Below are 26,253 nucleotides of genomic sequence, written 5' to 3' on the forward strand. Positions count from 1 at the left end.
TCTTTTATCTAATATCAATTAGAGTTACATCGTCATTCCAATATCAATTCCCTTGATTTTTCTGTAAAGATCTGTTGCAAAGTTATCCGTCATTCCTGAAACAAAATCCAGAACTCCCAAAGTTTTTTGATAAATACTATTGTCGTCATAAATAAATTGTTGCGGAATCAGTTTCAATGCCATTTTATCGTAAGATTTCCTATCGTCTTTTTCTTTGATGATGGATGGGATAAAGTGATTCAATAACTCGTACATCACATTGTAGCCAGCGTTTTCGATCTCAATAACGGCTTTGTGATTGTAGATTTTTTCAATTGAAAAACGTTCAATTTCGGTAAGTGAAGAACTTTCTGTTTTGAATAGGTCAAGAATTCCTTTGTCCAGAGTTCCGTCTATGACTTTTTCAAAATTCTTCTTATAAAGCTCCATCGTTTTATTAATTAGAGAATTGATGACTTTGGCTCTCAAATAAGAAATCCGTTCATTTTTATTGGTAATAATATCCAATTTGTCTCCTACTCTTTTGATGTCGTCCGGATTTACAGATTTAATCAAATCAAGAAACAGATTTTCACAGTCAGATGTGTTGACGATTCCGAGTTTGTGTGCATCTTCCATATCGATTATATTATAACAAATATCGTCCGCCGCTTCTACCAGCCAGACAAACGGGTGTCTTTTGAAGATAATTGGTTCTTCACTTTCGATCGCCATTCCGGTTGATTTGGCAATATCGAGAAACTGTTGCTTTTCATTCTGGAAAAAACCAAACTTCTTACGGTTGATCATGCCTTTTTTCTTCGCAATAGATTCACAGGGATATTTTGCAATGCTTGCCAATGTGGTGTAAGTCAGTTGCGCGCCGCCTTCATCTTTCCCTTGCTGCTGATGTGTCAGAACTCTTATTGCATTGGCGTTACCTTCAAAATTTAACAAATCTGCCCATTCCTTTTCACTGAATTTGGATTTTAATTGATTTTCATTTTTCTCAAAATAACTCGCAATTGCATCCTCACCGGAATGCCCAAATGCCGGATTTCCAATGTCGTGGCAAAGACAAGCCGATGCAATTACATTATGAAGCTGATGCTGATAAAAATCCTTGGACAAATCATTAATATCGCTTTTATAATGTTCTGAAATGAATTCGCCAGCCAGACTTCCCAAACTACGGCCAACAGAAGCCACTTCCAGAGAATGCGTCAAACGGTTGTGCACAAAAACACTTCCCGGCAAAGGAAAAACCTGAGTTTTGTTCTGAAGTCTTCGGAAGGCTGAGGAAAAAATAATGCGGTCAAAGTCTCTTTGAAAATCTGTTCGCGAAACCACGTTCTGCTGGTGGTTTCCGGTGCGCTGGTTGGTATAAATTGAGTTCAGATCCATAATGGATTCAAAAATAAGTTATATTTTATTTTTAACGGAATAATATTTGAGAATTTATCAAAAAAGTCATTATGCCAGAAGGTCCAACTATTGTTTTGATGAAAGAAGATCTCCAGAAAATGGTTGGAGAAAAAGTGGTTTCCGCTACCGGAAACGCGAAGATTGATAAAGATGACCTCGTCGGAAAAGTGCTGAAAGAAATCAGGCTTTACGGGAAACAAACTTACCTGATTTTTGATGATGTAAGTATCAGGATTCATTTATTAATGTTCGGCTCCTACGAAGTTGACGAGCAGACAAAGCCAGAAAAATCCCTGCAACTGGGATTAACTTTCAAAAAAGGAAAGATGTTTTTCTATACATGTTCTGTTAAATCAGTTGATAATGATTTCCTTAAAACGATCGATTGGGAAGTTGATGTAATGAGCGACGATTGGAATCCCGAAAACGCAAAAAAGAAAATGAAAGCTGAACCAAAAATGATGGTTTGTGACGCGCTGATGGATCAGGAGATTTTCTCTGGTGTCGGAAACATTATTAAGAACGAAGTCTTATTCAGAATTGGTGTTCATCCGGAAAGTCAGGTGGGTAATCTTCCCACTAAGCAACTCAATGATCTGTTGACAGAAGTCAGAAACTACAGCTTCGATTTTCTGAAATGGAAAAGAACCAATACACTTAGTAAACACTGGCAGGCTTATCATCAGAAGAAATGCCCGAAATGTGGCGAAGAAATCATCCGAAAAGATACAGGCAAAGGGAAACGATCCAGTTTCTTCTGCGGGAAGGATCAGAAATTATATTGATTCCTAAACTTTCTCATTCTTAAAGCATTACAAATACACAACTTTTTTAAGGTTTGAATTCAATTTAAATTTACTTATCATTGGCAAAATTTTATATTATGAAGCATAATTACTTATTAATTATATCTCTTATTTCATCATTTACATTCGCTCAGAACAGCATTTCATTCGAAAGTTCAGAAGCTTATACGCTTGGAAATGTTAATGGACAAAACGGTTGGGAAGTCACATTGAATAACGACGAAGAACCAATCAACAATCAGGTAATTACCTCAGAAAAAGCTTCAGAAGGTACACAATCGCTTAAAATAAGTGTGGATGCTGATGAAGATTTTGGCTGGTTCCCTATATTCGGAGCTGCTAAGTTGTTTGACAATACTTACAATTACCAGACTGCGACTGTAGAGTTTGATGTTTTCATAACAGAATTGGACGGCTCTACTTTTGAGTTTGGAACTTTTGGAATTGTGGACACGGATGAGTTTATGCCGATTTCTATCTATTCTTTCAACTACACTGGCAATCTGGAAGTGGTAAACAGTCAGGATTATGATTACGAAAATGCCAACTTCACCTGGGAAGCCAACAGATGGTACAAACTGAAAACGGTAACTTCAGAAAACAAAATAGATTTTTATATTGATGGCGTTCTAATCCATTCGATGGAGAACTTTGCCAAGACCAATATTACAGGAATCAACTTTGTTCACGATAATTTCGGAGGCAGTGCATACATCGATAATTTGAAAATCAACAATGAAGTATTAGCAGTAAATGATGCGACTAAAGGTCATATCAAACTTTATCCGAATCCGGTAAAAGACATCCTGAAACTTAACTTGCCGAATGGCGAAAAAGTATCAACTATTGAAGTTTACAACACGGTTGGACAAAAGGTTTCTGAGTTTAGAAATGCTGACGAAATCAATCTTAATCAATTAAAATCCGGTATTTACATTATTAATTTAAAGAATACAGCAGGTAAAACTTACAGTTCCAAAATTATCAAACAGTAAGATAACAAATTTCAAATCCCGTTCATTGAGCGGGATTTTTTTTGTTGAAATAATCTTAGAATTAAATATCTTTATTCAAAATTATCTAAGCAATGTCAGCAACTGTCAATAAGGAGACCCTTAATTTCCTGTCTACCCTTGAGATCAGCAACAACAGAGAATGGTTTAATGAAAACAAACAGGTCTATCTGGATGCCAAAGCCAATGTTGAAGATGTCGTGAATGAGATCATCACCGGAGTGGCAGAATTTGACTCCAGTGTGGAAAGGCTGGAAGCTAAGAACTGTATTTTCCGGATTTATAAAGACACCCGGTTTTCCAAAGATAAAACGCCTTACAAGACCAATCTCGGTGCTTCACTGGTAGAGAAAGGCCCGAAAACGCTGAATCACGCCGGTTATTATATTCATTTTGAGCCTGGGAAATCCTTCCTGGCAGGCGGTGTTTATATGACCGAACCGAAGAACCTGAAAGCCATCCGCGAAGCCATCAGTTCAGACGGCGAAGCATTTCTCAACATCCTGAATAAGAAATCATTAAAAGATTTGCTGGAACTGCAGGGAACCAAACTTGTGAGAGTGCCTCAGGGTTTTGATAAGGAAGATCCAATGGGTGACTATCTTAAGTTTAAGCAGTTTACCGTGTTCCATCCTTTGTCCGATGCCGATGTTTTGGATAAGGACTTTGTAAAGAATACGGTGAAAGTACTGAAAGAGATCTATCCTTTTAATAGATTCCTGAATGAGGCAATTTCCGGATCTCACTAATTGAAAACCTATGAGATATTTAATCAGCTTCAGTTTACTGGCCTTGTGTTCCTGTGATTCCATCAACGATTATTATCAGGGGAAAGTGACAGATGAAAACGGCAAAGCTCTGGCTGGCGTGACGGTCTCAGAACTCTACCGAAACAGACAAACCGAAACGGATGCAACGGGCTACTTCAAACTGGACAGAAGCCCAGAATGGCTCGGCGAATTGATTTTCACTAAAAATGGCTATCAGACTGATACCATTCCTTCTGTGTGGCATCAGGCAGGCGAAACCACAGAATACCGGTTTGTAAAGAAAGATACTGCTGAGATCAGACTTCGGGTTTCTACCGGGAAATAGTCTGTAGAAATATTAAACATAAAAAAGCCATCCGGATTGGGTGGCTTTTGTCATTTTGACAGTTATTTTTTGGAAGCTACGTCCGTACACTCTCTGTACACTTTCCGTACCCTAGCTGTACCTTTTCTCTATTCCATTATTTTGGTTACCTGTGTCAGATTGGCAGGATGGTCTGTTGCTGATATTGCGATCTTGGATCCTGTGAGATTTGCGTTGTTTGTGGTGGCGGTGTAGATCCATTCGTAGCCGGAATCTATGGCTGTACCCTCTTCTATCAAACTGCCATTTGCATTTTCTATTTTAACGGATACGACTTTTACAGCGAAGTCATCTACGGCTATGATCTTGATGAGATCTCCCTTTTTTCCTTTGTAAGCTGTAAGGTCTATGGATTGTATTTCCGGTGCATTGAAAAAGTCTTTCATCGCTACGTTGTAAATGCTCATCCCTTTGGAATTGTCTTCTTTTGCGGAATACATCTGTTTGAGATCCGGATTATTGATTACTGATTTTGCGTACAGAGTGGCTCTCTGGAACTTAAGCTTGTGATCTTTCTGTTTTGGAGAATCTTCTACGGTTTTGTGCTTTGGTGCTTTGGACACATAGGTTTTGCCGTATCTTTGGCTGAATACAATAAGGTCTCCTATTTTACCGCTAAGGCCGTGTGTGATGATGTTGTTTTTACTTTCCGCCATGTTTGTGTTTTTTTGTGTTGATATAATTGAGATTCTAAAATAAATATTTTATTAATATCAATTTAAGTTTGGCGGATTATTTTTTTATAAATAAGGGAATCAAAAGACTACATCAAATCCATAAGTGGACAATGCACTATCCATTTTTTGCAGAACATTCTATAGTATTGAGTAATTCAAAAAGTTGTACAGCATCATCAAAAGAAGGTGCTTTTCGGGTATTGTTTTGAATGTCTTCTGCGAGCAACTTATAGATTCGGGCTACATTTCCTACTATTGGATCTTCGGGAAAATTATTCATAATCTCAGCAGGGACTTTCATTAGCTGGAGTTCTTTTTCAGCTCCCTTTGCTCCAAAAATAGAAAGTGGCACCAGCTGTCCGTGTCCAAGATTACCTCTCACTTGTATATCGCCTTCTGTTCCGTTAATCTCCCATAAAAGATTTGTACCTCGTGATATGCCACCACGGTAATGCACAGAAATGGCTGCACCACCTGTCAATGTACCAATTATCATAATTTGGTCTTCTGCTGTTTTCAGTTTTACCTCACCAGTTTCCGACACTTTCACCGTATTGAAATTGCTTGTCATTTTGGAACTGAGTTCCAAAAAACTTCCTAATACACTGGTAACCCCAGCCAATGTATGTGCCAATGGTATCGTCAGCATAGTAGCACCATTGGTTTTATCTGACAAATAAGATAAATCTGCCACAGTCTCATTTCCCCAGTTCCCGCCGGAACCAATCAAGGTTGTGGATAGCATTTTTCCTATGTAACCATTGTTTATAAGTTGTTTTAAGTACAAAATTTCAGGTGCTACCACCATCTGAGTTCCTACAACTGAGACAACATTTTGTTTGGCTGCCATTTCGGCTAAAAGTCTGGTTTCTTCCAAACCGTTTCCGAGTGGATGTTCGCAGTAAACGTTTTTGCCTGATTCTAATGCAGCTTTTACCAACTCAAAGTGATAAGGAACTTTCACGGTAACTATGACCAAATCTATTTCCGGTGAATTGATCAGAGCTTCCGCATTCGGATAGGCATAGGGAATTTGGAAAGCTTCGGAGGCTCTTTTTGCACTTTCATAGGTTGTGTTTGCTACACCTAGAATTTCAAAATCATCTTCCAAAAATTTTAAGGCAGGTATATGAGATTTTGATGCCCAATGGCTATCCGGATTTAAACCAATAATTCCGACTTTGATACGATTTGTTTTCATTTTTCTTTTTGTTTGAATTGCAAATTTATAAGCAAACAATTAGCTTTGTACAGTACACATGCAATTGTAAGGTACATACAAAAATGTAAGTAATGGCAAATACTAAAGAAACATCAACAAACAATCAAAACAAAATTTTCATAACAGATTGCAATGTTACCTACGCAGTTCAGCTGGTTGGTGGTAGGTGGAAACTTCCTATTCTGCTGCAATTGCAAATAGAGAAAAGGCGTTTCGGAGAATTAAAAAAGATCATCAATAACATCACAGAAAGAATGCTTACGCTACAGTTAAGAGAATTGGAAAAGGATGGATTGATAACAAGAACTGTCTATGCGGAAGTGCCGCCGAGAGTTGAATATGAATTAACGAAAATTGGAAAAGATCTGATGCCTGTTTGCACAGAACTACACAAATGGGGCGCTAAACATAAGATGGAACTATTTGAAAAAGTAACAACACTAAAATAGTAATCGAACAAAAATGCTGCTTGATATTTATGACCAGAAAAGAATACGGTTGTCATCGATTTTTGAATTTTAATCTATCAAAATTTTCTCTATGCTAAAAAAATTAATTCCAGTCCTCGCCTTTCTCCTCATCCTATCCTCCTGCACCACCCAGCAAAAAGCCTGGACAGAGAATGACTGGTACGCCTACATCAAAACAAGTTCTGAAAAACTGGAGCCTGCCAAAACTTACGAGTTCTCTGGTAACATAATCAGAATGCACGGCGAAAATGTGGGGTATCTGATTTCTAAAAAAAGCTATTCCAACTATGAACTGACGCTGGATTACCGTTGGAATCTTGATGAGCAATACAAAGGGAAAGGCAAGAAAAACAGCGGCGTGATGTACAATATTCCGACCGACTCGCCGGACAAGGTTTGGCCAAAAGGGATTCAGTTTCAGATCAAGGAAAATACGACTGGGGATTTTGTCTTTCTGGATCAGGTGACTGCAAAAGTCAATGGAAAACTGGTGGAGCTCGGCGCAAGTGTCACTTCTCCCAAATTCCTGGAAAATGAAAAACCTTACGGCGAATGGAATTCTATCGTCATCAAATCTTTTAACGGAAAGATCACCCAATATCTGAACGGAAAACTGGTGAATGAAGCAACGGAAGCCACTTCTGTAGAGGGCAGAATCTCTTTAAACTATGAAGGTTCGGCAATAGATTTCAGGAATATCAGCTTAAAAAAAATCCGAAAGAATGAAAATTAAAATATCACTCTTTCGGAATAGTTTATCATTTGGATTTAAAAACCTTTTAGATTAGAAATCCTTGAGGTAATTTGTTTTATGATTTCAGATATTCCCTGATTTTATCTTTCGGAATCAAATCCAGAATATCATTCACATCAATGATTTTGTGTTCATTGATAATGCTTTCTAGTGCTTCTTTGGTTCCCGGCTCATTGACAAGTCTTTCTAGTAATCCGTAAGTATTCACCATTTTTTTGTGCGTATTTTCCTCATCGCCGCCAAACCATGAGCCGCTGAAATGATGGCTGACATAATTCTTCGGTAAGTCCTGAGAAAAATAAATTGAAGGATAAAGCGTTACATCGTGTTTCAACTTTTGGATCGTGTCGCTGTAGCGGTCTGCGCCATATTCTTTCTCAAGCATTTCAGAGAAAATATCGGTATTGATACGCTCAACAAAGCCTTCCTGTTTGTCATAATAATCGACGAAGTCTTTGGATAACTGATGCTGAGGTTCTGCCATCCAAAAAGCGGAGTAAGGAACACCTTTCACTTCGAAACCGCAAACGGCTTTCTCATCCAGAAATTCATCCAGCGGAAGTTTTAGCTCCATATCCGTATCCATGTAAATTCCGCCGTGCTCGTACATTATTTTGGAGCGCACATAATCTGAGACAAATGCCCATTTCTTTTGTGCATAAGCTTCTTTCACGTAATTGTTATCATCTACAGGCGAATTATCATCATTCCACTCCACAATTTCAAAGTCAGGATGGATTCTCTTCCAGGAATCGATGCAATGTGTTGCTAACTCAGTTTTGGGCTGGCCGCCAAACCAGCAGAAATGTATTTTTTTTGGAATCATAGGTATGTATTTGGGTTTTAAAACAAGACAATTGACTGTCACTCGTTTTTTCCTTGCAAACATCAAACCTTAATTATAATTTATTGTAAAAAAACACTTAATAAACTAAATTTAAACTTTCATTGATGTAGAAATGATGTGATAGGTATGATATTCGTTACCATTTTTATTTTTGATTAATGACCGTATGAAAGAACTAGATAACAACCGATACGAACCGAAACAATACGTAAAGATCACAACGCCGGATTGGGTGAAAAACGCCACACTTTACGAGCTTAATATTCGCCAGTTTTCTGAAGATGGAAGCTTCAAAGCTGTAGAGAAACAATTGCCGCGGCTGAAGAAAATGGGTGTTGATATCATCTGGCTCATGCCGATTCAGCCCATTGGAGTGCTTCACAGGAAGGGAAGTTTGGGAAGTTATTATTCCGTTAAAGATTATTTGGGGATCAATGAAGAGTTTGGGAATGAAGAAGATTTCAGAAGTCTTGTAAAAGCCATTCACGACTTGGGAATGTACGTGATTCTGGATTGGGTTGCGAATCATACAAGCTGGGATAATGCGCTGGTGGAGCAGCATCCCGACTGGTATATGAAGTCCAGAAAAGGAACCTTTCAATCCACAAGATGGCGGGATTATGATGACATTATAGAATTCGATTACAGAAATCCTGAACTTCGGAAATATATGACTAACGCCATGAAATTCTGGATCAAAGAATACGATATTGACGGCTTCCGCTGCGATATTGCGAGTTTTGTTCCGATTGATTTCTGGGAAAATGCAAGAGTAGAGCTAGACATCATAAAACCAGTTTTTATGCTGGCAGAAGCTGAAGATAAGGAGCTTCACCGGAAAGCCTTTGACTCTACCTACAACTGGACACTATGGAATATCCTACGCCAGATTGCAACCAATCATATCAGTGTGAAGAATCTGACTGAAGCTTACATCGCAGAGCACGTTTCTATCTTCCCGAAAGCCGGAATCCGGATGAATTTCATAGATAATCACGATAAAAACTCCTGGGAAGGCAACCAGTACAGCAACTTTGGCGAGGCTTTGAAAGCTGTCACGGTTTTCACCTTTTTGATGGATGGAATTCCGCTGGTGTATAGCGGACAGGAAGCAGGACTGGATCGTTCATTAGCATTTTTTGAGAAAGATCCTATTGACTGGAAATCCCACGAGAATGAAGCGCTCTACACTACCCTTTTTAAACTGAAACATAAAAACCAGGCGCTGTGGAACGGAAGTTATGGCGGAGAAATGGTAAGGATCATGAATGACAGGATGGATCAGGTGATTTCATTCGTTCGGGAAAAGAATGGCGATAAGGTTTTGACTTTTATTAATCTCAGTAAGGAAAGCTTCATCGCTCAGTTTGATACATCATTTGACACCGGGATTTATATGAATCTATTTGGTAACAAACTGCAGACGGTTTCCGGAACAATGATGTTGACAATGGAACCCTGGGAATATTTGGTTCTGCATCAGACGACATCAAAACTTGACTGAAGTACAAAATCGCAAACAATCAAGGATGAAAAAATTAATTTTTAGGTTCTGGATCTTCAATATACTGATCAGCATTGCTTTATTCATCATTTACAGGATCGTCATTTCTGAAACGGAGGTCGGAAATGACAGTTTCTTTGAAACCTTTATGTTTATTCTGGATCTATTACTCAGTCTTGGATATTCACTGATTTATCTTATCGGAATGCTTATTTCTTCACTCGTTTTATTTCTGAATCTTTTTGAAAAAATTGGTAATCACTTTTATTTATCCATGCTTACATTTTTAGGGATTCCTATTGCTGTGACTGTTTATATCATTTGGACAATGTATCTGGCTAATGATTTGTCAGCCGATTTTTCAATTAATTTTTTGAGAACATTTCTGATTTTCTTATTAATATACTTAATTTCAAACTTAGTGCAATTTTTAATATTCAGAAAAAAGATCTTTGCTAGCCTGCCAGATTCTGCGAACCGCGGGATTTAGCTGTGAAGATTTGCGATCTACTACACTATAATATTTTAAACTGATGTTAGAGACCATTCAGATTTTGATCTTTTTTATATAAAACAAACCTTAACTTTACCTTTTATATCAAATCAAATATGAAAATTACATTATGAAAAGGTTACTAGGTTTTCTATTTTTGATTTGCAGCATTTTTATTTTTTCACAGATTACCAAAATTTATAACATTGACGGGCTTTCCAGAAAAGCAATCATCTTTGAACCAAGCACGAAATCTGATAAATTACCTGTTGTTTTTGTTTTTCACGGTCACGGTGGGAATGCCGGTTTTGCAAGCCGGAGGATCAATATTCAGGATTATTATAAAGATGCTCTCGTTATCTTTATGGAAGGATTACCAGGACGAAAAGTTCCGGGTCTGGATCCAGACGGAAGCATGAACGGCTGGCAGATCTTCACGGATGATCTCGAAAAGCGCGATGTCAAATTCTTTGATGAAGTTTTTACAGAAATTCATAAAGATTATAAACTGGATGACAGCAGGATTTATCTTCTCGGACATTCCAACGGTGCAAGATTCGTTAATGTACTCTGGAAAGAAAGAGGCGATAAAATTACTGCGATCTGTTCCGCATCAGCTCAGGGTGGTAATTTAATTTCAGGAGCAGTTCCCGTTTCTGTATGGATGTATATAGGGAAAAATGACAAAATTGTATCTTTTGAAAGCCAAAATAATTCTGTTCCGATTGTAAAATCTAATCTTGCAATTACAACAGGAGGAAAAATTGATGGCGATAAAACGATCTTCCAAGGAAAAAACAAAACTGAGCTGGTTCTGCAACAGAGCAATGCTGGACACGCATTCCCAAAAGAATCATTACCGGAAATCACAGAATTTTTTAAGCGACATTCGAAGTAGTCAAAATCCGGGGTTGCTTCTAGCTTTAGCTATTTTAAGTAATTTATAGCCTCGTTATTTTTATTATCAATTTCAATTTATTACTTTCGAATCTATGAATTTTAAAGACATTCCAGAAATCATAATCAGACTTCAAAACGCGGATCTTGAACTTCGTGACCAATTGATTTCAGAAGGAAAATTGGGCGAAGGTTACAACAAAGAAATGGAAGCACTTCACAATTACAATGCGGAAGTTTTGAATGGAATTATCGATATTATTGGATTTCCAACCATAGAAAAAATTGGCAAAGAAGCAGCTTATGCAGCCTGGCTAGTGATTCAGCATTCTATTGGCAAACCTGAATTTATGAGAAAGTGTGCAGAACTTTTAGAAATTGAAGTCAGAAAAAAGAAAGCTGATCCAAGAAATTTAGCTTATCTCACAGACAGGATTGCCACTTTTGAAAATAAACCCCAACTTTACGGAACTCAATTTGACTGGGACGAAAATGGAGAACTAAGTCCAAACAGATTTGATAATATTACGAATGTCAATCAAAGAAGAAAATCTATCGGTCTGAACACACTTGAAGAACAAACAGAGATTATAATAACCCAAGCTAAGAAAGAAAATCACTCGCCACCAAAAGATCTTAATCAAAGAAAAAAGGAAATGGAAGAATGGAAAAAATCGGTTGGCTGGACAAAATAAATAACAAATGAAAATACCACTTTCCCTCATCTTACTTCTGCTATTCATAACGATTTCTGCACAGAATGAATATGATGAGAAAGTTTATGGAGATAACAAGATTGCAATTTCATTTCGAAAAATCCAAGATTTGGGAGAAGATCTTCCCAATTATCATCTCACAATTACCAAAAACAAAAAGATAATTGTTGAAGATTCGGTTTACAGCAAAGTTGGAGAAATTGAATTAAAAGACTTCAATGGCGATGGCATCAAAGATATTTTGATCCAGAACAGTTCAGACGTCCGAAGCAACTGGACCTATTTTCTTTATCTTTACGACAGGAAAAATAAGAACTTTACGAAAATAAAGGATTTTGAAACCATCAAAAATCCGGAATATAATAAAGATTACAAACTCATCGAGAGCCGTGTGGTTTCAGGAAGAGATTACATCAAATTCTATAAAATTCAGGGAAATACAATCACAGATCTGGACGAGATTGTATATGATGAGCATTCCGATGCTGATGATAATGGATATCAAAAGGCATTAGAGAAACTATCAAAATAAATTATGAAAAGAGTAACCGTATTTTGCGGATCCAGCTTCGGAACCGATGAGATTTATAAAACACAAGCCACTTTATTAGGAAACAAACTGGCGGAAGAAAATATTGGATTGGTCTATGGCGGTGCAAACGTAGGATTGATGGGCGCTGTAGCAGACGGCGTTTTGGAAAAAGGGGGTGAAGTTTTTGGCGTTTTACCCAACTTCTTGAAGTCAAAAGAAATTGCCCACAATCATTTGACCGAATTATTTTTGGTGGAAACCATGCACGAACGAAAAACCAAAATGAACGATCTTTGCGACGGCGTGATTGCTTTGCCGGGCGGATTCGGAACCTTGGAAGAGTTTTTCGAAATGCTGACCTGGGCACAATTGGGACTTCATAAAAAGCCAATTGCCATCCTGAATATTGATGGATTTTATAATTCTTTAATCACATTTATCCAAACAACAGTTGATAAAGGTTTTCTGAAACAGGTGAACCATGACATGCTGATTGTAAGCAATAATATTGAAGAATTATTGGATAAAATGAAAAATTACGAAGCGCCAATAGTTGGAAAGTGGATCACAAAAGAAACGCTTTAGAAGCAAAACCAATGGAAAAACTGCGTCTACATATCGAAGAAATCGTTTCATTGTCTGATGATGAATTTGAATTAATAAAACCATTCTTCTCACCAAAAAGAACTTTGAAAAATCAATTTCTGATTCACGAAGGTGATGAAGTTCAATATGAGTTTTTGGTTCTGTCAGGCATCTTCAAAGTTTTTTATCTGGACGAGCAAGGCAAAGAATTCATTATGCAGTTTGCCAAAGAAAACTGGTGGATGTCCGATTATCAGGCATTTTTCCAAAACAAAAAAGCAACCATGTATATTGAATGCATTGAAGCCGGCGAAGTTTTGGTTTCATCATTAGACGCAAGGGAAAAACTGTCTTCGGAACTTCATAAGATGCAACATTTCTACCGAATGAAACTCACCAACGGTTACATTGCGCTCCAACAAAGAGTGAAACTTTTGCTTTCCAGCACGCCACAACAGCGATACGAAGAATTTTCAAAACTTTATCCTGATCTTCTTCAAAGAATTCCAAAAAAACTGATTGCAGAATATCTTGGCATCAGCAGGGAAACGCTGAGCAGGCTTTATTCCAAATAAAAAATACCAAAGTGTGATTACGATCACACTTTTTTTGTGACTCAGCTCCTTCTATTCAAAGCTGTGTTGAACCTACTTTTGTCTTATCAATTTTAAATAATCATCAATTAAAATTATAAGGTATGAAAAAGAAAGTTTTAATCATCGTTTCAAACGCCAATTCAATTGGACCAAACAACAGAAGGACCGGAACATTTTTACCGGAAGTGGCACATCCTTATGCAGATTTTGAGAATGCAGGATTCCAGATTGATTTTGCTTCATTAACCGGCGACACGCCTTATCTTGACGGACTAGATCTTGCTGGCGACCCGGACAATTTGAAATTCCTAACCGGCGACGGCTGGGCAGAAATGCAGAAAGCAACCAAACTAAGTGATGTGGATACCAGCGTTTACGATGCCGTTTTCACACCAGGCGGATTGGCACCAATGGTCGATATGCCGGAACATCAGACTTTGAAAAAAGTACTTGCAGAAACTTATGAGCGTGGCGCAGTCGTAGGTGCAGTTTGTCACGGTCCGGTTTCTTTGCTGAATGTAAAGCTGAGTAATGGAAAATATCTAGTTGATGGAAAAAAAATCACGTCATTTACCACTGAGGAAGAAGCAATATACGCGATCGCAGATGTTCCTTTTGATCTTCAGACCGAATTATCAAAACAAGGTGCCATCTTCCACGCAGAAGCGCCATGGTCCGCACACAGCATCGAAGACGGAAATCTCGTGACAGGACAAAATCCTGCATCTGCAAAAGGTGTTGGTGAGAAAATAGTAGCTTTACTAAATCAAAAAAATTAATAATGGAAAATCAAACACAACACATCTTCATCTTTGCTAAATGGCAAGTGAAAGATGGAGAATTACAAACCGTTTTGGATCTGCTTCCGTCATTAATCGAAAAAAGCAGAAACGAAGAAGGCAATCTGTTCTACAAAATCTACCAGGATAATGCTGAACCCAACACCTTGATGCTGAGTGAAAGTTACAGAGATATGGCGAGTATAGAATCACATAAAAACTCCGATCATTATCAGGGAATTGCAGTGAAACAAATCATTCCTCTTTTGGAAAACAGAGAAGTTGTTTTGGCTTCTGAGTTGGATTTAGGATAAGAAAAAACATTTATGGATGACAGGCTGAGGTGAAAACTTCAGCTTTTTTGATTACTTTCGTTTAGGAAAAACTACATTTTCTATTATCAATTAATTCAAAAATGAAATATCTATTTTTAGGATTAGCAATCTGCCTGAAAGTTTTAGGAACGAGTTGTTTGGCGCGGTCGGAGAATTTTACAAAACTATGGCCGAGTTTCATTACGGTAATTGCATTTATAGCTTGTTTTTATTTCTTTTCCCACGCCATCAAGGAGATTCCGCTGGGTTTGGCTTACGCGATTTGGGCAGGATTAGGAATTGTTTTGACGGCTTTGGTGTCCGTTTTCTTTTTCAAACAGAAATTGGATCTGCCAGCCATCTTAGGAATCGCAATCATCATCATCGGCGTTTTAGTCATTAATTTATTTTCAAAATCTGCGATGCATTAGAAACAATTTCTTCTTTAATTAATTTATATTTCTAATATCAACTTTTAAGATATGAAACAAATAGCTTTAATTCTTTTTACTTTATTCGCAGTATCAATTTTTGCACAGAAAAAAATTGACTATTTGTCTGCTGGTAACGATTTGCTGAATCAAAACAAACCAAAAGAAGCAGAAGAAATTTTTAAAAATGGACTAAAAGAGGAACCAGACAATCTCATTCTGAAAAATCAGATTGCATTGGCTCAGATGGATCAAAAAGAGAACAACAAAGCCCAAAAAACTCTGGACGAAATCCTGAAAAAAGATTCTTTAAATGTTGCATCACTTTGGTACAGTGGTATAAACAATTACTCAAGAGAAACTCCGAATTTTGTACAAGCTATCAAATATTTTGAAAAAGCTTATCCGTTGATTGACAAAAGTTCAAAGCAATATTATGCTGTTAATTACTATATTGGAAATGCATATCGCAACTTACTTTTTTCAGAAGGCTTGTCCTACCAGGAAGTAGACAGAATGCTGGAGACCCTTAACATGTACACAGAGTTACAACCAAATGCCACGGATTATGCACAGACAAAGCAGCTAATTGAAAAAATTAAAACAAGCAGACCTCCTAAAAATGTAATAAAATGGGTGATTACTACTGAACAAAATGCATCAAAAATAATTAAGAAAAGTCTCAAAGAATAAATATGATCTTTTGATATGATCTCCAAACCCTCTAAAATCCAAGAAACCTTCTACCCCGAAACGCAAGAACAATGGCGCAATTGGCTCATAGAAAATCATACGCGCGACAATGGGATTTGGCTGGTTCAATACAACAAGAAATCTGGCAAACCATCTGTCAGCTGGAGCGATGCTGTGGACGAAGCGCTCTGTTTTGGGTGGATAGACAGTCTCAAGAAAAAGCTGGACGACGAATCTTCCATACAGTATTTCGGCAAACGGAAACCCAAAAGTACATGGTCCAAAATCAATAAACTAAAAATAGAAAAACTAACCGCCGAAAACAGAATGTCCAAAGCGGGATTAGACATCATTACTCTTGCAAAAGAAAACGGCTCCTGGGAAATCTTGGACAGTGTGGAAGAACTTACCATCCCGGAAGATCTCCTACTCGAACTGTCCAAAAAAACCGATGCAACAGAGTTTTTCCTCAGCCTCAGTAAATCTGCAAAGAAAATGATGCTCCAATGGATCGTCCTTGCCAAAAGACCTGAGACCAGACAAAAAAGAATCCTTGAGATTGCGGATGCCGCAGAAAAGAAAATAAAGCCAAAGCAATTTTAACTAATTCCTATAATTATATAATCCAAAGACCTCACTTTAAAGTGAGGCTTTTTTATTATGAATTATTCCGCAAAAGCACTTATTTGTAAGACAATTCTACTTTTTTTCAATATGACCCAAATCATACTATAAATCTATAGTTCTAATTATTTTTGGTCTGAAAAATTAGACTATGAAAACCCGCTTACAACGCCCTTTATTCTTCTCTTTAGATGTCGCTTTTAACCACGTGAAATTTTATTAAAAACTTATTTAAAACATCAGATTATCACAAGGATAATATTGTGAAATTTTTTAGTGCAGACAATAAATGAATATCGAAGAATACCTTTTAAAATTATCGGGCGGAAAAGTAAAAGAATACAGCACCGGGGATTTTATTTTTACAGAAGGCAGTTTACCTAACTATTATTATCAGATCATCGAAGGCGATGTTAAGCTTAACAACCTCAGTGAAGATGGAAAAGAATCCATCCAGAGCATTGCAGCAAAAGGACAGAGCATTGGAGAGTTTCTGCTTTTTATCAATAAAAAATATCCGGCCAATGCAGTCGCCATTTCTCCCAGCAAAATAATGAGGATTTCCAAAATCAAATTTTTAAAAATGCTGGAGGACAATCCCGATCTCAAGGTCAATATGATAGAAAATCTTGCGGATTCTCTGTTTTCCAAATTTGTAATGCGACAGATTATTTCTATAAAAAATCCTGCAACAAAACTTAAAGTTTTAATGGATTATCTTAAAAGCTCACAAACCGAAACCGCCGCTTTTTCTTTTCAGATTCCACTTACCAGACAGCAAATGGCAAGTCTTACAGGCTTGCGTGTGGAGACTACCATCAGAACTCTGAAGATTATGGAAAAAGACAATATTGTTACGATCAAAAACCGCAAGATTTTTTACTAATTAATCTTAGTAGTAGATTTTTCCCTTAATAATTTTTAAGACACCTTCTTTTTCAAAGTTTTTGATATTTCTGATAACAGTTTCTACTCTCAATCCGGTCATGGCCGCTATCTGCTGCCTCGTGAGAGGTGTATAGTATGAGAATTGGCTTTGGTTCGGACTGAAGCTTTTGTGATAATCCAAAACTCCTTTGATTCTTACATTTGCGTACAGGGATGAATTATTTTCCATCATAATATACTTCTGATAAAGCCTTTCTGCAAGGAAATTATTAACATCTCTCGCTACTTTTGGATGATCATCCAGCATCTGAATGAATTTTTCTTTTGACAGCCGCAGTACCGTTGCATTCTCAAAAACAACAGCATTCACTGGGAATGTGTGGTCTATGAATAGGAGCATTTCGCAAACACTCAGGCCTTCGCTCAGGATGGCAAATATCAGTTCTTTTCCCTGCTCATTATAATGGTTTAGTTTGATGCTTCCGGAAATAATTTGGTAATAATTCTTTGGCGTTTCGTATTCACTGAAGATGATGTCGCCTTTTTTAAAATGTTCTGTCGTTGCGCCGTAAGATTCAAGAAGCGCCTCTGATATCAGCATATTTGAAATTCATATTTTAATAGACCGAATTTACACAAAATTGTAAAGATTTAAAATTATACAGATAACAAAAATCTTAAAATCCTTCTTTTTCATAGAAAAACGAATATGATCATAATCATAAACAAGATTGAGGAGAAATTCTAATTTTGAGTATTGTAAAATGATGCAATTCCTACCACAGATAAAGGAGTTATCGAACCAAATATAGCGTATATGAATAAGAAGAAAATTTTGATCTTTGATGATGATACTGCTACCTTGGAGGTCGTTTCTATCATATTCCAGGAGATTGGATATGATGTAGAGATGGCAGAGACAGTGGATCATATCATTCCAATTGTCAGTACTTTTTTACCGGATTTGATTCTGATGGATGTAAATATCCCAATGATAGGCGGCATAGAAGCTACCCGATTACTGAAAAATCACGACTTCTACCACTCTATTCCCGTCATCATTGTGACTGCAAAAAATGATATAGCCAGGATATCCTCCCAGGCTTCTGCAGATGGGCATCTTTCTAAACCTTTTAATATAGATGAATTAGAAGAAATGGTAGAAAAACTTACTTCGGACAAAAAACACCCTTGCTGATATTAGATAAACTGAATGTGGAAACAGTTCTAATCTATTTACTGTGATTTATTTTTAACTAAATTTTACAAATTACTGTCACCTATTTCATTTACGGCACAGCTTTTATTCTACTGATTTCATATTACAAAATCTCACTACTAAAAATCATCGGTATGAATAAAAATTACATTTTTTACACAGTTCTTCTTTGCGGGTTATTAATTCCTTTCCAAGGATCCGGGCAGCAGGCTGCACAGAAGAAGTTCTCACTTTTCAATCCTGTTCCCCGCTCACAGATGAGAGAGATGGAGACCGACCGTCCCGATGTCACCGAATCCCCATACACCGTAGATGCCGGCCACTTCCAGATGGAAACAGATCTGGTAAGAACCATCAGAGAACAAAGCGAAACCACACAGACCAATACATTCCTCATCAATCAGATGAATGTCAAAATCGGTATCACAGGTTCTACCGCTGTTCAGATTGGCTTCCAGACCTACGGCAGACAAAGCGAAAAGGAATTGGACACTGATGAAAAAGAAATAACTGACGGTCACGGTGACCTCACACTTAGGATCAAGCAGAATCTGATCGGGAACGATAGTGGTAACTTCGCACTGGCATTGTTGCCTTACGTGAAATTTCCAACCTCCAAATATGAAGGCAGCCGCTTCGAAGGCGGAGTGATTGTCCCGATGCAGTACCAGCTTCCCGGGGAATGGCATCTCGGATTTCAGGTAGAAGTAGACCGTCTCAAAGATCAGGATGAGCAGGCGATGCACACAGAATTTTTACAGACCCTTACCATCAGCCACGCTATCATCAAAGGTCTGGATGGCATTGCCGAAACCTATTACACCTACGATTTCAAAGCGCACCAATTCTCCAATTACATCAACGCCGCTATCCAGATGGATGTTGCCAAAGACTTCAAACTGGATGCAGGCCTGAATCTCGGAATCCAGCATACCGCAGCGAAGCATTTTTTTGTTGGGGCTTCTGTTAGGCTTTGATAATTTTAGATATCATTTTAAATAATAATACCTCGCTTTAAAGTGAGGTTTTTTTGATTCGTAATAGACATTAGAAATATTGGTGTAAATAATTTAAATTTACCTATCAGTATATTTTCAAACAAATATCACTACATGAAAAATTTTAGTATTCAAAACTATAAATGCTTTGGAGAAACCGGAGCTGATATTACGAGCTTTAATGATATCAATATAATAATTGGAAAAAATAATTCTGGCAAAAGTTCAATCATTGATATTGTAAAATACTTAATATTATTCAATAAAGATTTTACTGGACAACAGAGAAATGGTAAGCATCCTATTTTAACTTTTAATTATGAGATGACCGAGGATCTTATAAAACAATCTTTTCCAGATAATGTAAGTGGTGGGACAATAGGATATGGTGTTAATCATCAGGAATATGGTCTTCGATATGTAAACAAGATCATTTCATTCCAAATTACTGAACTAGGAAAACTTTTTTTAAGTGTTCAAGATGAAGATATACCTAATGATATGAGGAGATACTTCGATAATTACATTAGATTAATTCCTCTTATTTTCGATAATAAATATTTTGTTCACTTAACAGCGGAAAGGGATATTCAACCTGAAATTTCATCTGCTAAAAAAGATGTTTTACCTAATGGTGATGGAGCAACCAATTTTATTCAACAAATAATTAATAGAAGTGACTTAGATAGCACATTGGTCGAGAAAATATTACTTGAGCATATAAATGAAATTACGAATCCTGATATTTTATTTACAAGAATCTTGGTTCAACTAAACGAAGATGAAAAATGGGAAATTTTTTTCGAAAATGATATTGATGGAAGAATACCTTTATCTAAGATGGGTAGTGGTGTAAAAACAATCTTATTAGTTATTATTTTAATATTAATCAAACCGCGTATTGAAGATAAGCCTATATCGAAATATATTTTTGCTTTAGAAGAATTAGAAAATAATTTACATCCTTCACAACAAAGACGACTTTACTATTATCTTCATAAATTTTCTCAAGAATATAACTGTAAATTTTTCTTTACAACACACTCAAACATTGTTATTGATTTATACTATAAACTTGACAACACACAAATATTACATATCTCAAGAAAGGATGATAAAACCGACGTAAAGACAATAAATCAATATTCGGAGTTGAATCACATTTTAGAAGACTTAGATATTAAAGCAAGTGATATTCTTCAAAGCAACTCAATAATCTGGGTTGAAGGCCCAAGTGATAGAATTTATATAAATAAATGGCTTTCATTACTTGATCCTGCTTTAAAAGAAGGATATCATTATACAATTATGTTTTACGGTGGTCGTCTTTTATCAAACATCACTTTAGATTATGAAAATTTGAAAGAAGATTTAATTCCATTATTAAAACTCAATAGAAATTGTTTTGTAGTATTAGATAGAGATGGTAAAAGTAGCACTGCCAAACTTAATGAAACAAAAAACAGAATTATACAAGAGATTGGACAAGAAAAAATTTGGGTGACTAAAGGGAGAGAGATAGAAAATTATATTACTGATATGACGATTAATAAATGGCTTGAAAAATCGCATAACATAAAAACTAAAATTGGAATAAATGCTAATCTAAAGTTTGAAGAAATTTTAGATAAAAATGAAAAAGCAAAAAAGATAAAATATAATTTAAACAAAAATAAGTTTGCTTTACAACTTGTCGATCATATTAATGAAAACGATTTAGTCACTTTAGATTTAAAAGTAAAAATCCAACAGATGATATTTTTGATAAAACAATGGAATAAAGAATAATTTATATGAAAAAATGACTCAATAGCGTGGATTTGCAATTCGTGCTTATAAACAAAGGACAACTAAACCCTCGCCCCCAAGCGAGGGTTTCCCATTTTAATCAACCCAATCTTTGTTTCCACAAAAAAAATTATCGGACAATCATTTTTATTCAATATTAATTTTATATTTGTGATAAGAACACAAAAAAAACAAAAATGATGATCGGGACTATTTATCCTTCAGCCCGCGCAAGAATCTTTGCCGGCACCACTCCACTTTTTTACAGACAAATTACCCCTTCGTAAAGCGAGAAAAGTATTAAGAAATTCCGGACAAGCTTTCAGATGAGGCTTTCAACCGTTTAGTTGGGCAATTCAACCGCTTAGTTATGGCATCTAAGCGTTTAGTCACCTCTATCAACCGCTTAGTTAAGGCAATCAAGTACTTAGTTGAACCGTTCAACCACTTAGTTGAGGCGATCAAGTACAATTTGTTACATATCAGCACTTTACAGTCATATTTAAAAACTACCCTAACACAAAATAGTAATTTTTATAAACCATTTTCAATTCAATTTTATTAACTCAAAAACCAAATTTCTTATGAAAAAAGAACAGGTAAAAAGAAATTTTATTTTAACAGATGCCGTAATGAAACAGAAAGCGGATGAGTTCATAGATCTTATAGACAGAGACATCGCCGAGTTCACAGACCGCGTTATGACAGCAAAAAGAGAACAGAATTCACAACCGTACGCAACACTGTAGATGAGTTCCCAATTGACGAGCAGTTTGAAGCCATCAAAATGGAACTGACCGAGCAAAAAGATGCCGCAAGAAACGATGTGGAAAGAAGTATGCGAAGTATCTTCAATATGGCAGCCAATGTCTTTGGGCAATTCAGTGCCAGATACAAGGAGTTCGGTAACGCCACAATCAGCCAGCAAAGTGACTCGGAACTGGTAAGAACAGCAAAAAGCACCACTACCACAGCTTCCAAATATCTTGATGAACTTGCAGAGGAAGGTCTTACCGAAGACAAAATCACCACACTCATCAGCCAGCGGGAAACTCTGGATCTGGCAATAGATGCTCAGGCACAAGGCATCTCCAACCGTGACCTTGCCACTGAAGACCGCATAGAAGCGCTAAACAAACTTTACAGTCTGGTTACAAAATATGCAGGCATCGGCCAGGATATTTTCTATGAAACAGATGAAGCGAAATACAACGATTACATCATCTACGATACGCCGGATGGATTGCCGGATAATACGCCGCCACCTGCGCCGGTGTAAAACTTTAAAATAAAAAACCTCTCAATGATTTGAGAGGTTTCTTTTACATTTCTAAAATGAAAAAATTTAATCTTGTAATATGATTCAAATTAAATAATATTCAAATGTATTTATTACATGGATCATAAAAATAAATCCTTAAAAAAATATAAATTTGCCGACTAAAATAATTTAGCTATGAAAACAAAATTACTTATTGCAACATTTTGCATTCCACTATTAGCATCTTCTCAAGTAACTTTGGGACAAAAAGATGATTTTGAAGATTATACAACTCGTAACTGGACCAAAAACAACAGTATTCCTAACGTTAATATATATGATGGTGGACCAAAAGGAACAGATGATAATTTCTTACGTATTACCTCCAGCGGAACAGGTGCTAACCTAAATCTAATGACATTGAACAATTCACAATGGATTGGAAATTACCGCAAAGGAAATGGCGCTAATAAAATTACATATGTCTCTATGGATGTTCGTAATTCAGGATCTAATGTTGTTTTCTTAAGAATGTCATTCAGATATCATAATCCTGCGCTCACGACTGAGACATGGTCGACCATTAATCCTATTGCAGTATTACCTGGTGCGGGTTGGAAGACAATTAACTTTCCAATTGATGAAAACTCGGTTGTAAGAACAGGTGGACTAAATGATTATTACACCACATTCGAAACAGTTACTGAAACAAGAATTCTTCACAGTGATGTGCCTTCTTGGGATGGAAAACCAGTAGAAACTATCTTGGATATCGATAATATAATGGCTAGGAATTCCCCAATGCTTACTGTAAAAGAAATCACAAATACTGAAATTAGAATTGCTCCAAATCCTGCTAAAGATTTTATCGTAGTTCAAAACAAAGAAAATAAAAATTTTGAATTTAGGATATTTGACTATACAGGAAAATTAATTAAATCAGGAAATACCAAATCTAATGAAAAAATAAATTTAGAAAACTTGCAAAAAGGTAATTATATTATTCAAACAAAATCGGAGAATGAACAAGTACAATCTTCAGAAATTATTAAGAATTAATTTTCGAAATTACTTTAAATAATAAGATAAAAGTAATAAACCTCTCAAATTATGAGAGGTTTTTACTTTATATTTTTGAATTACTGAAAATCATTCATCATTAAACAAAAAAGACTGCCAAAAAGATGACAGTCTTCGAAAGATAGAATTGTAAAATTTATTTTGCTTTAAAATACACTCTTCTATTTGCTTTATTTTTCCATTCAGGACATTTGGATGCAGGGTCACATTCAGGATATTTCAAATCCATTTTACCATTTCCCTGTGTTTCTAATTTTGAAGAATTAGCACCGTTGGTCACCAGATATTGTTTCACATTATCAGCTCTTCTTTGAGAAAGTGCCTGGTTGTAATCTGCAGTTCCTCTGGTATCAGTTGCTCCTACAACCACGTAAGATCCGCTGGTAGAGTTGATATAGTTGATAGCACTGTTAAGAACTGGTGTATTGTTTGGCAAGATTCTGTCAGAATTCAAATCAAATTCAATTCCGCTCATTGATGTTTCGTCAGCAGATACAGTACCATTTCCTGTGTTTGCGTTTGTCAAAGGACAACCAGCGTTTTCAACCGGGCCAGCAACAGTTACACATTTATCATTAAGGTCAATCACACCGTCCAAATCTACGTCCAATGCTACACCGGAACCGTCAACTCTTGCACCTGCAGGTGTATCAAGCTGTCTGTCCCAATCGTCGCAAACGCCGTCATTATCCACATCACCAGTTTTACAAAGTTTGATATTATCAACTTTAGTTTCCAGCTCATCTATTCTGGAGTAAATTCCCTGCAATGGATCGTGCCACATTACACTGTTGGTGTTTCCACCTAAATGAACGGTAAGACCCAATGTCGTATTGAAGAAATTATCAGAAGTGTGTGCGCTGATTCTGTTAACAGCACTGTATTGGTCGTTTCCACCACCGTCGAATTGCTCATCACCACTTACAACATACATCAATCTTCCTTCGATATCTATTCTGTTACTTATTTTATATTTCAAACCTGCACCAGCCTGTCCGAACAATGAATTAAATTTGAAAGCCTCTTTCTCAGTCGTCATTCTTTGACCGAATTCATCCTTCTGGTAAGCGCGGTAAGCCAATACACCTACACCAGCATAACCGTGAAGCGCCCATCTGTAAGGAGATTTGTTATCCACTCTTCTTAATAGGTTTGAGAAATTGATGTCTCCCAAAAGTGAGATCGCATCGTATTGTGTTCTTGCTCCAACCTGAAGATTAGCTGCTGCGTTTGCAGGTGCTGCATCTTTAGTATTGAAATAACCCTGTCTTGTTTCGCCACGGTCGTACTGTAACTTCAAACCAAATGCGTGAGAGATAGCTTTATCAATACTGAAATATGCTGAATAGCCTATAAGTGTATTATCGTTCTGGATGGATTTCAGATCTGCATTTTGCATCCAAGGAATACCACCACCAAAGGAAACAGACCAGCTGTTGAATTTTGGAGAAGCATCCATAGGCGTTTCTACTGGAGTTGTGTTTGTAGTTGAAGTTGTCTGCATCATTTCCTGCGAGAACATTACTGCCGGGCAAGCCAAGGCCAATGACAAAATAGTTAATTTTGATTTCATATAAAATAAATTTAAATTGTTTTAATTATTAATAGTACAATTGGAATAACTATACTATACTAGCCTAAATACCGAAGTATTTGGTAAGATGGGATCGTTTATTCAATTACCATACCAATAATTATAATACTTTATTATTTTGAATTATTCAAAGCATAACAGATAGTAATTTTAACAGTCGTTATCTGTTAAATCCGAGATGTAAACTTCACGAAATCAACACACAAAAAAACCTTTCAATTGCTTGAAAGGTTTTAAATTTTTTCTCATCATTATTTTTATGTAATTTTAGGTTACATAATGCCGGAAGCCATTTTTCAAAATTTAGCTGATGCTTTCTAAAGTTTCGAACTTGGCATAAGATGCTTTCAAATGAAGCAATTGTTCAGTGACCAAAATTTTACTCTCCGGGCAAAGATCGCCACTATCCAAAGCATCCTGGTAAGCATCGATTGCTGCTTTCTCTCCAAAAACTACATTTTCCAGTGTTGACTCATCTTTATCAGAAGCAAAAGTGTTTTTCACATCGATCCAAGCCCTGTGAAATGCACCCGACACGCTGGTAGAATTGTCTACTTGACCACCTTTCAGGTTGATCAAATTGATCAGATCATTTTTCATATCCGTAGATCTTGAAACCATATCATCATAAGTCGATTTAAGATCGGAGCGTGTTTCCCAGACTTTGTCTTCAACTTTTGAGAAGCCCGCTATTCTGTCGTTTGTAATGTTTAGAAGATCGTTCAGTACAGGAATTGATTTGTCGTTGTTCATAATATTTTATTTAGTGTACTCGTAGTTTTGCAATAATGGTGCCCGCTGTGCCCACAAAAAGACTTTGTGAAAATATTATGTTTTGAGGTTAATTTAATTTTACAATTATAGATTTCAGGCAATTATAAAATCTTAATTTTAACATTGTGACTTAAAATTGTCAGCCTTCCTGGTAATCGAT

The 26,253-nt window shown here is 36.5% G+C and carries 32 protein-coding genes; 25 read left to right on the top strand and 7 right to left on the bottom strand.

What is annotated here, in order from left to right; all coding sequences use genetic code 11:
• Window positions 1–24: 24 nt before the first annotated feature.
• On the bottom strand, window positions 25–1,383 hold the full coding sequence (gene dgt / locus OPU68_RS06060) for a dGTP triphosphohydrolase (protein ID WP_498473104.1): 1,359 nt from the start codon (window positions 1,381–1,383) through the stop codon (window positions 25–27).
• Between the two features lie 71 nt (window positions 1,384–1,454).
• Between dgt and OPU68_RS06065 the strand changes: the two genes are divergently transcribed.
• The 4 genes from OPU68_RS06065 (at window position 1,455) to OPU68_RS06080 (ending at window position 4,318) form a co-directional block, all read left to right on the top strand.
• Window positions 1,455–2,189 carry a DNA-formamidopyrimidine glycosylase family protein gene (locus OPU68_RS06065; RefSeq protein ID WP_498473105.1) on the top strand — a complete coding sequence of 245 codons (735 nt, stop codon included), beginning with the start codon at window positions 1,455–1,457 and terminating at the stop codon, window positions 2,187–2,189.
• A gap of 98 nt (window positions 2,190–2,287) precedes the next feature.
• A complete protein-coding gene (locus OPU68_RS06070) occupies window positions 2,288–3,205 on the top strand; it encodes a T9SS type A sorting domain-containing protein (protein WP_498473106.1) in 918 nt (305 codons plus the stop codon).
• 92 nt (window positions 3,206–3,297) lie between these two features.
• Window positions 3,298–3,972, top strand: coding sequence for a DUF2461 domain-containing protein (locus OPU68_RS06075; RefSeq protein WP_498473107.1), 675 nt, complete (start codon window positions 3,298–3,300; stop codon window positions 3,970–3,972).
• A 10-nt stretch (window positions 3,973–3,982) separates the two neighbouring features.
• The gene (locus tag OPU68_RS06080; protein ID WP_498473108.1) at window positions 3,983–4,318 is read left to right on the top strand and encodes a carboxypeptidase-like regulatory domain-containing protein; all 336 of its coding nucleotides are present in this window, start codon (window positions 3,983–3,985) and stop codon (window positions 4,316–4,318) included.
• Between the two features lie 128 nt (window positions 4,319–4,446).
• Here the strand turns inward: OPU68_RS06080 and OPU68_RS06085 are convergent, their stop codons facing one another.
• Together OPU68_RS06085 and OPU68_RS06090 are read right to left on the bottom strand one after the other, a co-directional pair.
• Window positions 4,447–5,013: a hypothetical protein gene (locus OPU68_RS06085; RefSeq protein ID WP_498473109.1), complete on the bottom strand. Its 567-nt coding sequence runs from the start codon at window positions 5,011–5,013 to the stop codon at window positions 4,447–4,449.
• Window positions 5,014–5,149: 136 nt separating this feature from the next.
• A complete protein-coding gene (locus OPU68_RS06090; protein WP_498473110.1) occupies window positions 5,150–6,235 on the bottom strand; it encodes a Gfo/Idh/MocA family protein in 1,086 nt (361 codons plus the stop codon).
• Window positions 6,236–6,327: 92 nt separating this feature from the next.
• Here OPU68_RS06090 and OPU68_RS06095 point away from each other — a divergent pair, with 92 nt between their 5' ends.
• Both OPU68_RS06095 and OPU68_RS06100 read left to right on the top strand, forming a co-directional pair.
• On the top strand, window positions 6,328–6,705 hold the full coding sequence (locus OPU68_RS06095; protein ID WP_498473111.1) for a winged helix-turn-helix transcriptional regulator: 378 nt from the start codon (window positions 6,328–6,330) through the stop codon (window positions 6,703–6,705).
• 91 nt (window positions 6,706–6,796) lie between these two features.
• Window positions 6,797–7,459 (top strand): 3-keto-disaccharide hydrolase, encoded by a 663-nt coding sequence (locus tag OPU68_RS06100; protein WP_498473112.1) that lies wholly within the window; start codon window positions 6,797–6,799, stop codon window positions 7,457–7,459.
• A 76-nt stretch (window positions 7,460–7,535) separates the two neighbouring features.
• On the opposite strand, the gene OPU68_RS06105 is transcribed toward OPU68_RS06100, so the two are convergent.
• On the bottom strand, window positions 7,536–8,369 hold the full coding sequence (locus OPU68_RS06105) for a glycosyltransferase family 32 protein (protein WP_498473113.1): 834 nt from the start codon (window positions 8,367–8,369) through the stop codon (window positions 7,536–7,538).
• 124 nt (window positions 8,370–8,493) lie between these two features.
• Here OPU68_RS06105 and OPU68_RS06110 point away from each other — a divergent pair, with 124 nt between their 5' ends.
• The 13 genes from OPU68_RS06110 (at window position 8,494) to OPU68_RS06170 (ending at window position 17,377) form a co-directional block, all read left to right on the top strand.
• The gene (locus OPU68_RS06110; RefSeq protein ID WP_498473114.1) at window positions 8,494–9,831 is read left to right on the top strand and encodes an alpha-amylase family glycosyl hydrolase; all 1,338 of its coding nucleotides are present in this window, start codon (window positions 8,494–8,496) and stop codon (window positions 9,829–9,831) included.
• Window positions 9,832–9,856: 25 nt separating this feature from the next.
• Window positions 9,857–10,321, top strand: coding sequence for a hypothetical protein (locus tag OPU68_RS06115; protein ID WP_498473115.1), 465 nt, complete (start codon window positions 9,857–9,859; stop codon window positions 10,319–10,321).
• A 133-nt stretch (window positions 10,322–10,454) separates the two neighbouring features.
• Window positions 10,455–11,222, top strand: coding sequence for an alpha/beta hydrolase family protein (locus OPU68_RS06120; protein WP_498473116.1), 768 nt, complete (start codon window positions 10,455–10,457; stop codon window positions 11,220–11,222).
• 94 nt (window positions 11,223–11,316) lie between these two features.
• Entirely contained in the window at window positions 11,317–11,916 is a 600-nt protein-coding gene (locus OPU68_RS06125) for a DUF6624 domain-containing protein (RefSeq protein ID WP_498473117.1), read from the top strand.
• A gap of 7 nt (window positions 11,917–11,923) precedes the next feature.
• Window positions 11,924–12,469, top strand: a complete 546-nt coding sequence (locus tag OPU68_RS06130; RefSeq protein WP_498473118.1) for an XAC2610-related protein — start codon at window positions 11,924–11,926, stop codon at window positions 12,467–12,469.
• Between the two features lie 3 nt (window positions 12,470–12,472).
• The gene (locus OPU68_RS06135) at window positions 12,473–13,054 is read left to right on the top strand and encodes an LOG family protein (protein ID WP_498473119.1); all 582 of its coding nucleotides are present in this window, start codon (window positions 12,473–12,475) and stop codon (window positions 13,052–13,054) included.
• Window positions 13,030–13,629, top strand: a complete 600-nt coding sequence (locus OPU68_RS06140; protein WP_498473120.1) for a Crp/Fnr family transcriptional regulator — start codon at window positions 13,030–13,032, stop codon at window positions 13,627–13,629. Before OPU68_RS06135 ends, OPU68_RS06140 begins: the two co-directional genes overlap by 25 nt.
• A 122-nt stretch (window positions 13,630–13,751) precedes the next feature.
• On the top strand, window positions 13,752–14,429 hold the full coding sequence (locus OPU68_RS06145) for a type 1 glutamine amidotransferase domain-containing protein (RefSeq protein ID WP_498473121.1): 678 nt from the start codon (window positions 13,752–13,754) through the stop codon (window positions 14,427–14,429).
• A gap of 2 nt (window positions 14,430–14,431) precedes the next feature.
• A complete protein-coding gene (locus tag OPU68_RS06150; RefSeq protein ID WP_498473122.1) occupies window positions 14,432–14,743 on the top strand; it encodes a putative quinol monooxygenase in 312 nt (103 codons plus the stop codon).
• Between the two features lie 101 nt (window positions 14,744–14,844).
• The gene (locus tag OPU68_RS06155; protein WP_498473123.1) at window positions 14,845–15,174 is read left to right on the top strand and encodes a DMT family transporter; all 330 of its coding nucleotides are present in this window, start codon (window positions 14,845–14,847) and stop codon (window positions 15,172–15,174) included.
• 51 nt (window positions 15,175–15,225) lie between these two features.
• A complete protein-coding gene (locus OPU68_RS06160; RefSeq protein ID WP_498473124.1) occupies window positions 15,226–15,867 on the top strand; it encodes a tetratricopeptide repeat protein in 642 nt (213 codons plus the stop codon).
• Between the two features lie 15 nt (window positions 15,868–15,882).
• Window positions 15,883–16,470 carry a YdeI/OmpD-associated family protein gene (locus OPU68_RS06165; RefSeq protein ID WP_498473125.1) on the top strand — a complete coding sequence of 196 codons (588 nt, stop codon included), beginning with the start codon at window positions 15,883–15,885 and terminating at the stop codon, window positions 16,468–16,470.
• A gap of 310 nt (window positions 16,471–16,780) precedes the next feature.
• On the top strand, window positions 16,781–17,377 hold the full coding sequence (locus tag OPU68_RS06170; RefSeq protein WP_498473126.1) for a Crp/Fnr family transcriptional regulator: 597 nt from the start codon (window positions 16,781–16,783) through the stop codon (window positions 17,375–17,377).
• A 6-nt stretch (window positions 17,378–17,383) separates the two neighbouring features.
• On the opposite strand, the gene OPU68_RS06175 is transcribed toward OPU68_RS06170, so the two are convergent.
• A complete protein-coding gene (locus OPU68_RS06175; protein ID WP_498473127.1) occupies window positions 17,384–17,980 on the bottom strand; it encodes a Crp/Fnr family transcriptional regulator in 597 nt (198 codons plus the stop codon).
• A gap of 216 nt (window positions 17,981–18,196) precedes the next feature.
• Between OPU68_RS06175 and OPU68_RS06180 the strand changes: the two genes are divergently transcribed.
• The 6 genes from OPU68_RS06180 (at window position 18,197) to OPU68_RS06205 (ending at window position 23,704) form a co-directional block, all read left to right on the top strand.
• Window positions 18,197–18,577 (top strand): response regulator, encoded by a 381-nt coding sequence (locus OPU68_RS06180; RefSeq protein WP_498473128.1) that lies wholly within the window; start codon window positions 18,197–18,199, stop codon window positions 18,575–18,577.
• Between the two features lie 155 nt (window positions 18,578–18,732).
• On the top strand, window positions 18,733–19,575 hold the full coding sequence (locus OPU68_RS06185) for a transporter (RefSeq protein WP_498473129.1): 843 nt from the start codon (window positions 18,733–18,735) through the stop codon (window positions 19,573–19,575).
• Between the two features lie 135 nt (window positions 19,576–19,710).
• On the top strand, window positions 19,711–21,384 hold the full coding sequence (locus OPU68_RS06190) for an ATP-dependent nuclease (protein ID WP_498473130.1): 1,674 nt from the start codon (window positions 19,711–19,713) through the stop codon (window positions 21,382–21,384).
• Window positions 21,385–21,968: 584 nt separating this feature from the next.
• Window positions 21,969–22,133, top strand: a complete 165-nt coding sequence (locus OPU68_RS06195) for a hypothetical protein (RefSeq protein WP_498473131.1) — start codon at window positions 21,969–21,971, stop codon at window positions 22,131–22,133.
• Between the two features lie 38 nt (window positions 22,134–22,171).
• Entirely contained in the window at window positions 22,172–22,663 is a 492-nt protein-coding gene (locus OPU68_RS06200; RefSeq protein WP_498473132.1) for a hypothetical protein, read from the top strand.
• A 177-nt stretch (window positions 22,664–22,840) separates the two neighbouring features.
• Window positions 22,841–23,704: a T9SS type A sorting domain-containing protein gene (locus OPU68_RS06205; protein WP_498473133.1), complete on the top strand. Its 864-nt coding sequence runs from the start codon at window positions 22,841–22,843 to the stop codon at window positions 23,702–23,704.
• A 157-nt stretch (window positions 23,705–23,861) separates the two neighbouring features.
• On the opposite strand, the gene OPU68_RS06210 is transcribed toward OPU68_RS06205, so the two are convergent.
• A complete protein-coding gene (locus OPU68_RS06210; RefSeq protein WP_498473134.1) occupies window positions 23,862–25,298 on the bottom strand; it encodes an OmpA family protein in 1,437 nt (478 codons plus the stop codon).
• A gap of 324 nt (window positions 25,299–25,622) precedes the next feature.
• The gene (locus OPU68_RS06215) at window positions 25,623–26,072 is read right to left on the bottom strand and encodes a PA2169 family four-helix-bundle protein (protein ID WP_498473135.1); all 450 of its coding nucleotides are present in this window, start codon (window positions 26,070–26,072) and stop codon (window positions 25,623–25,625) included.
• Window positions 26,073–26,253: the final 181 nt, after the last annotated feature.

The sequence above is a fragment of the Chryseobacterium sp. TB1-D10 genome (genome assembly GCF_059803555.1).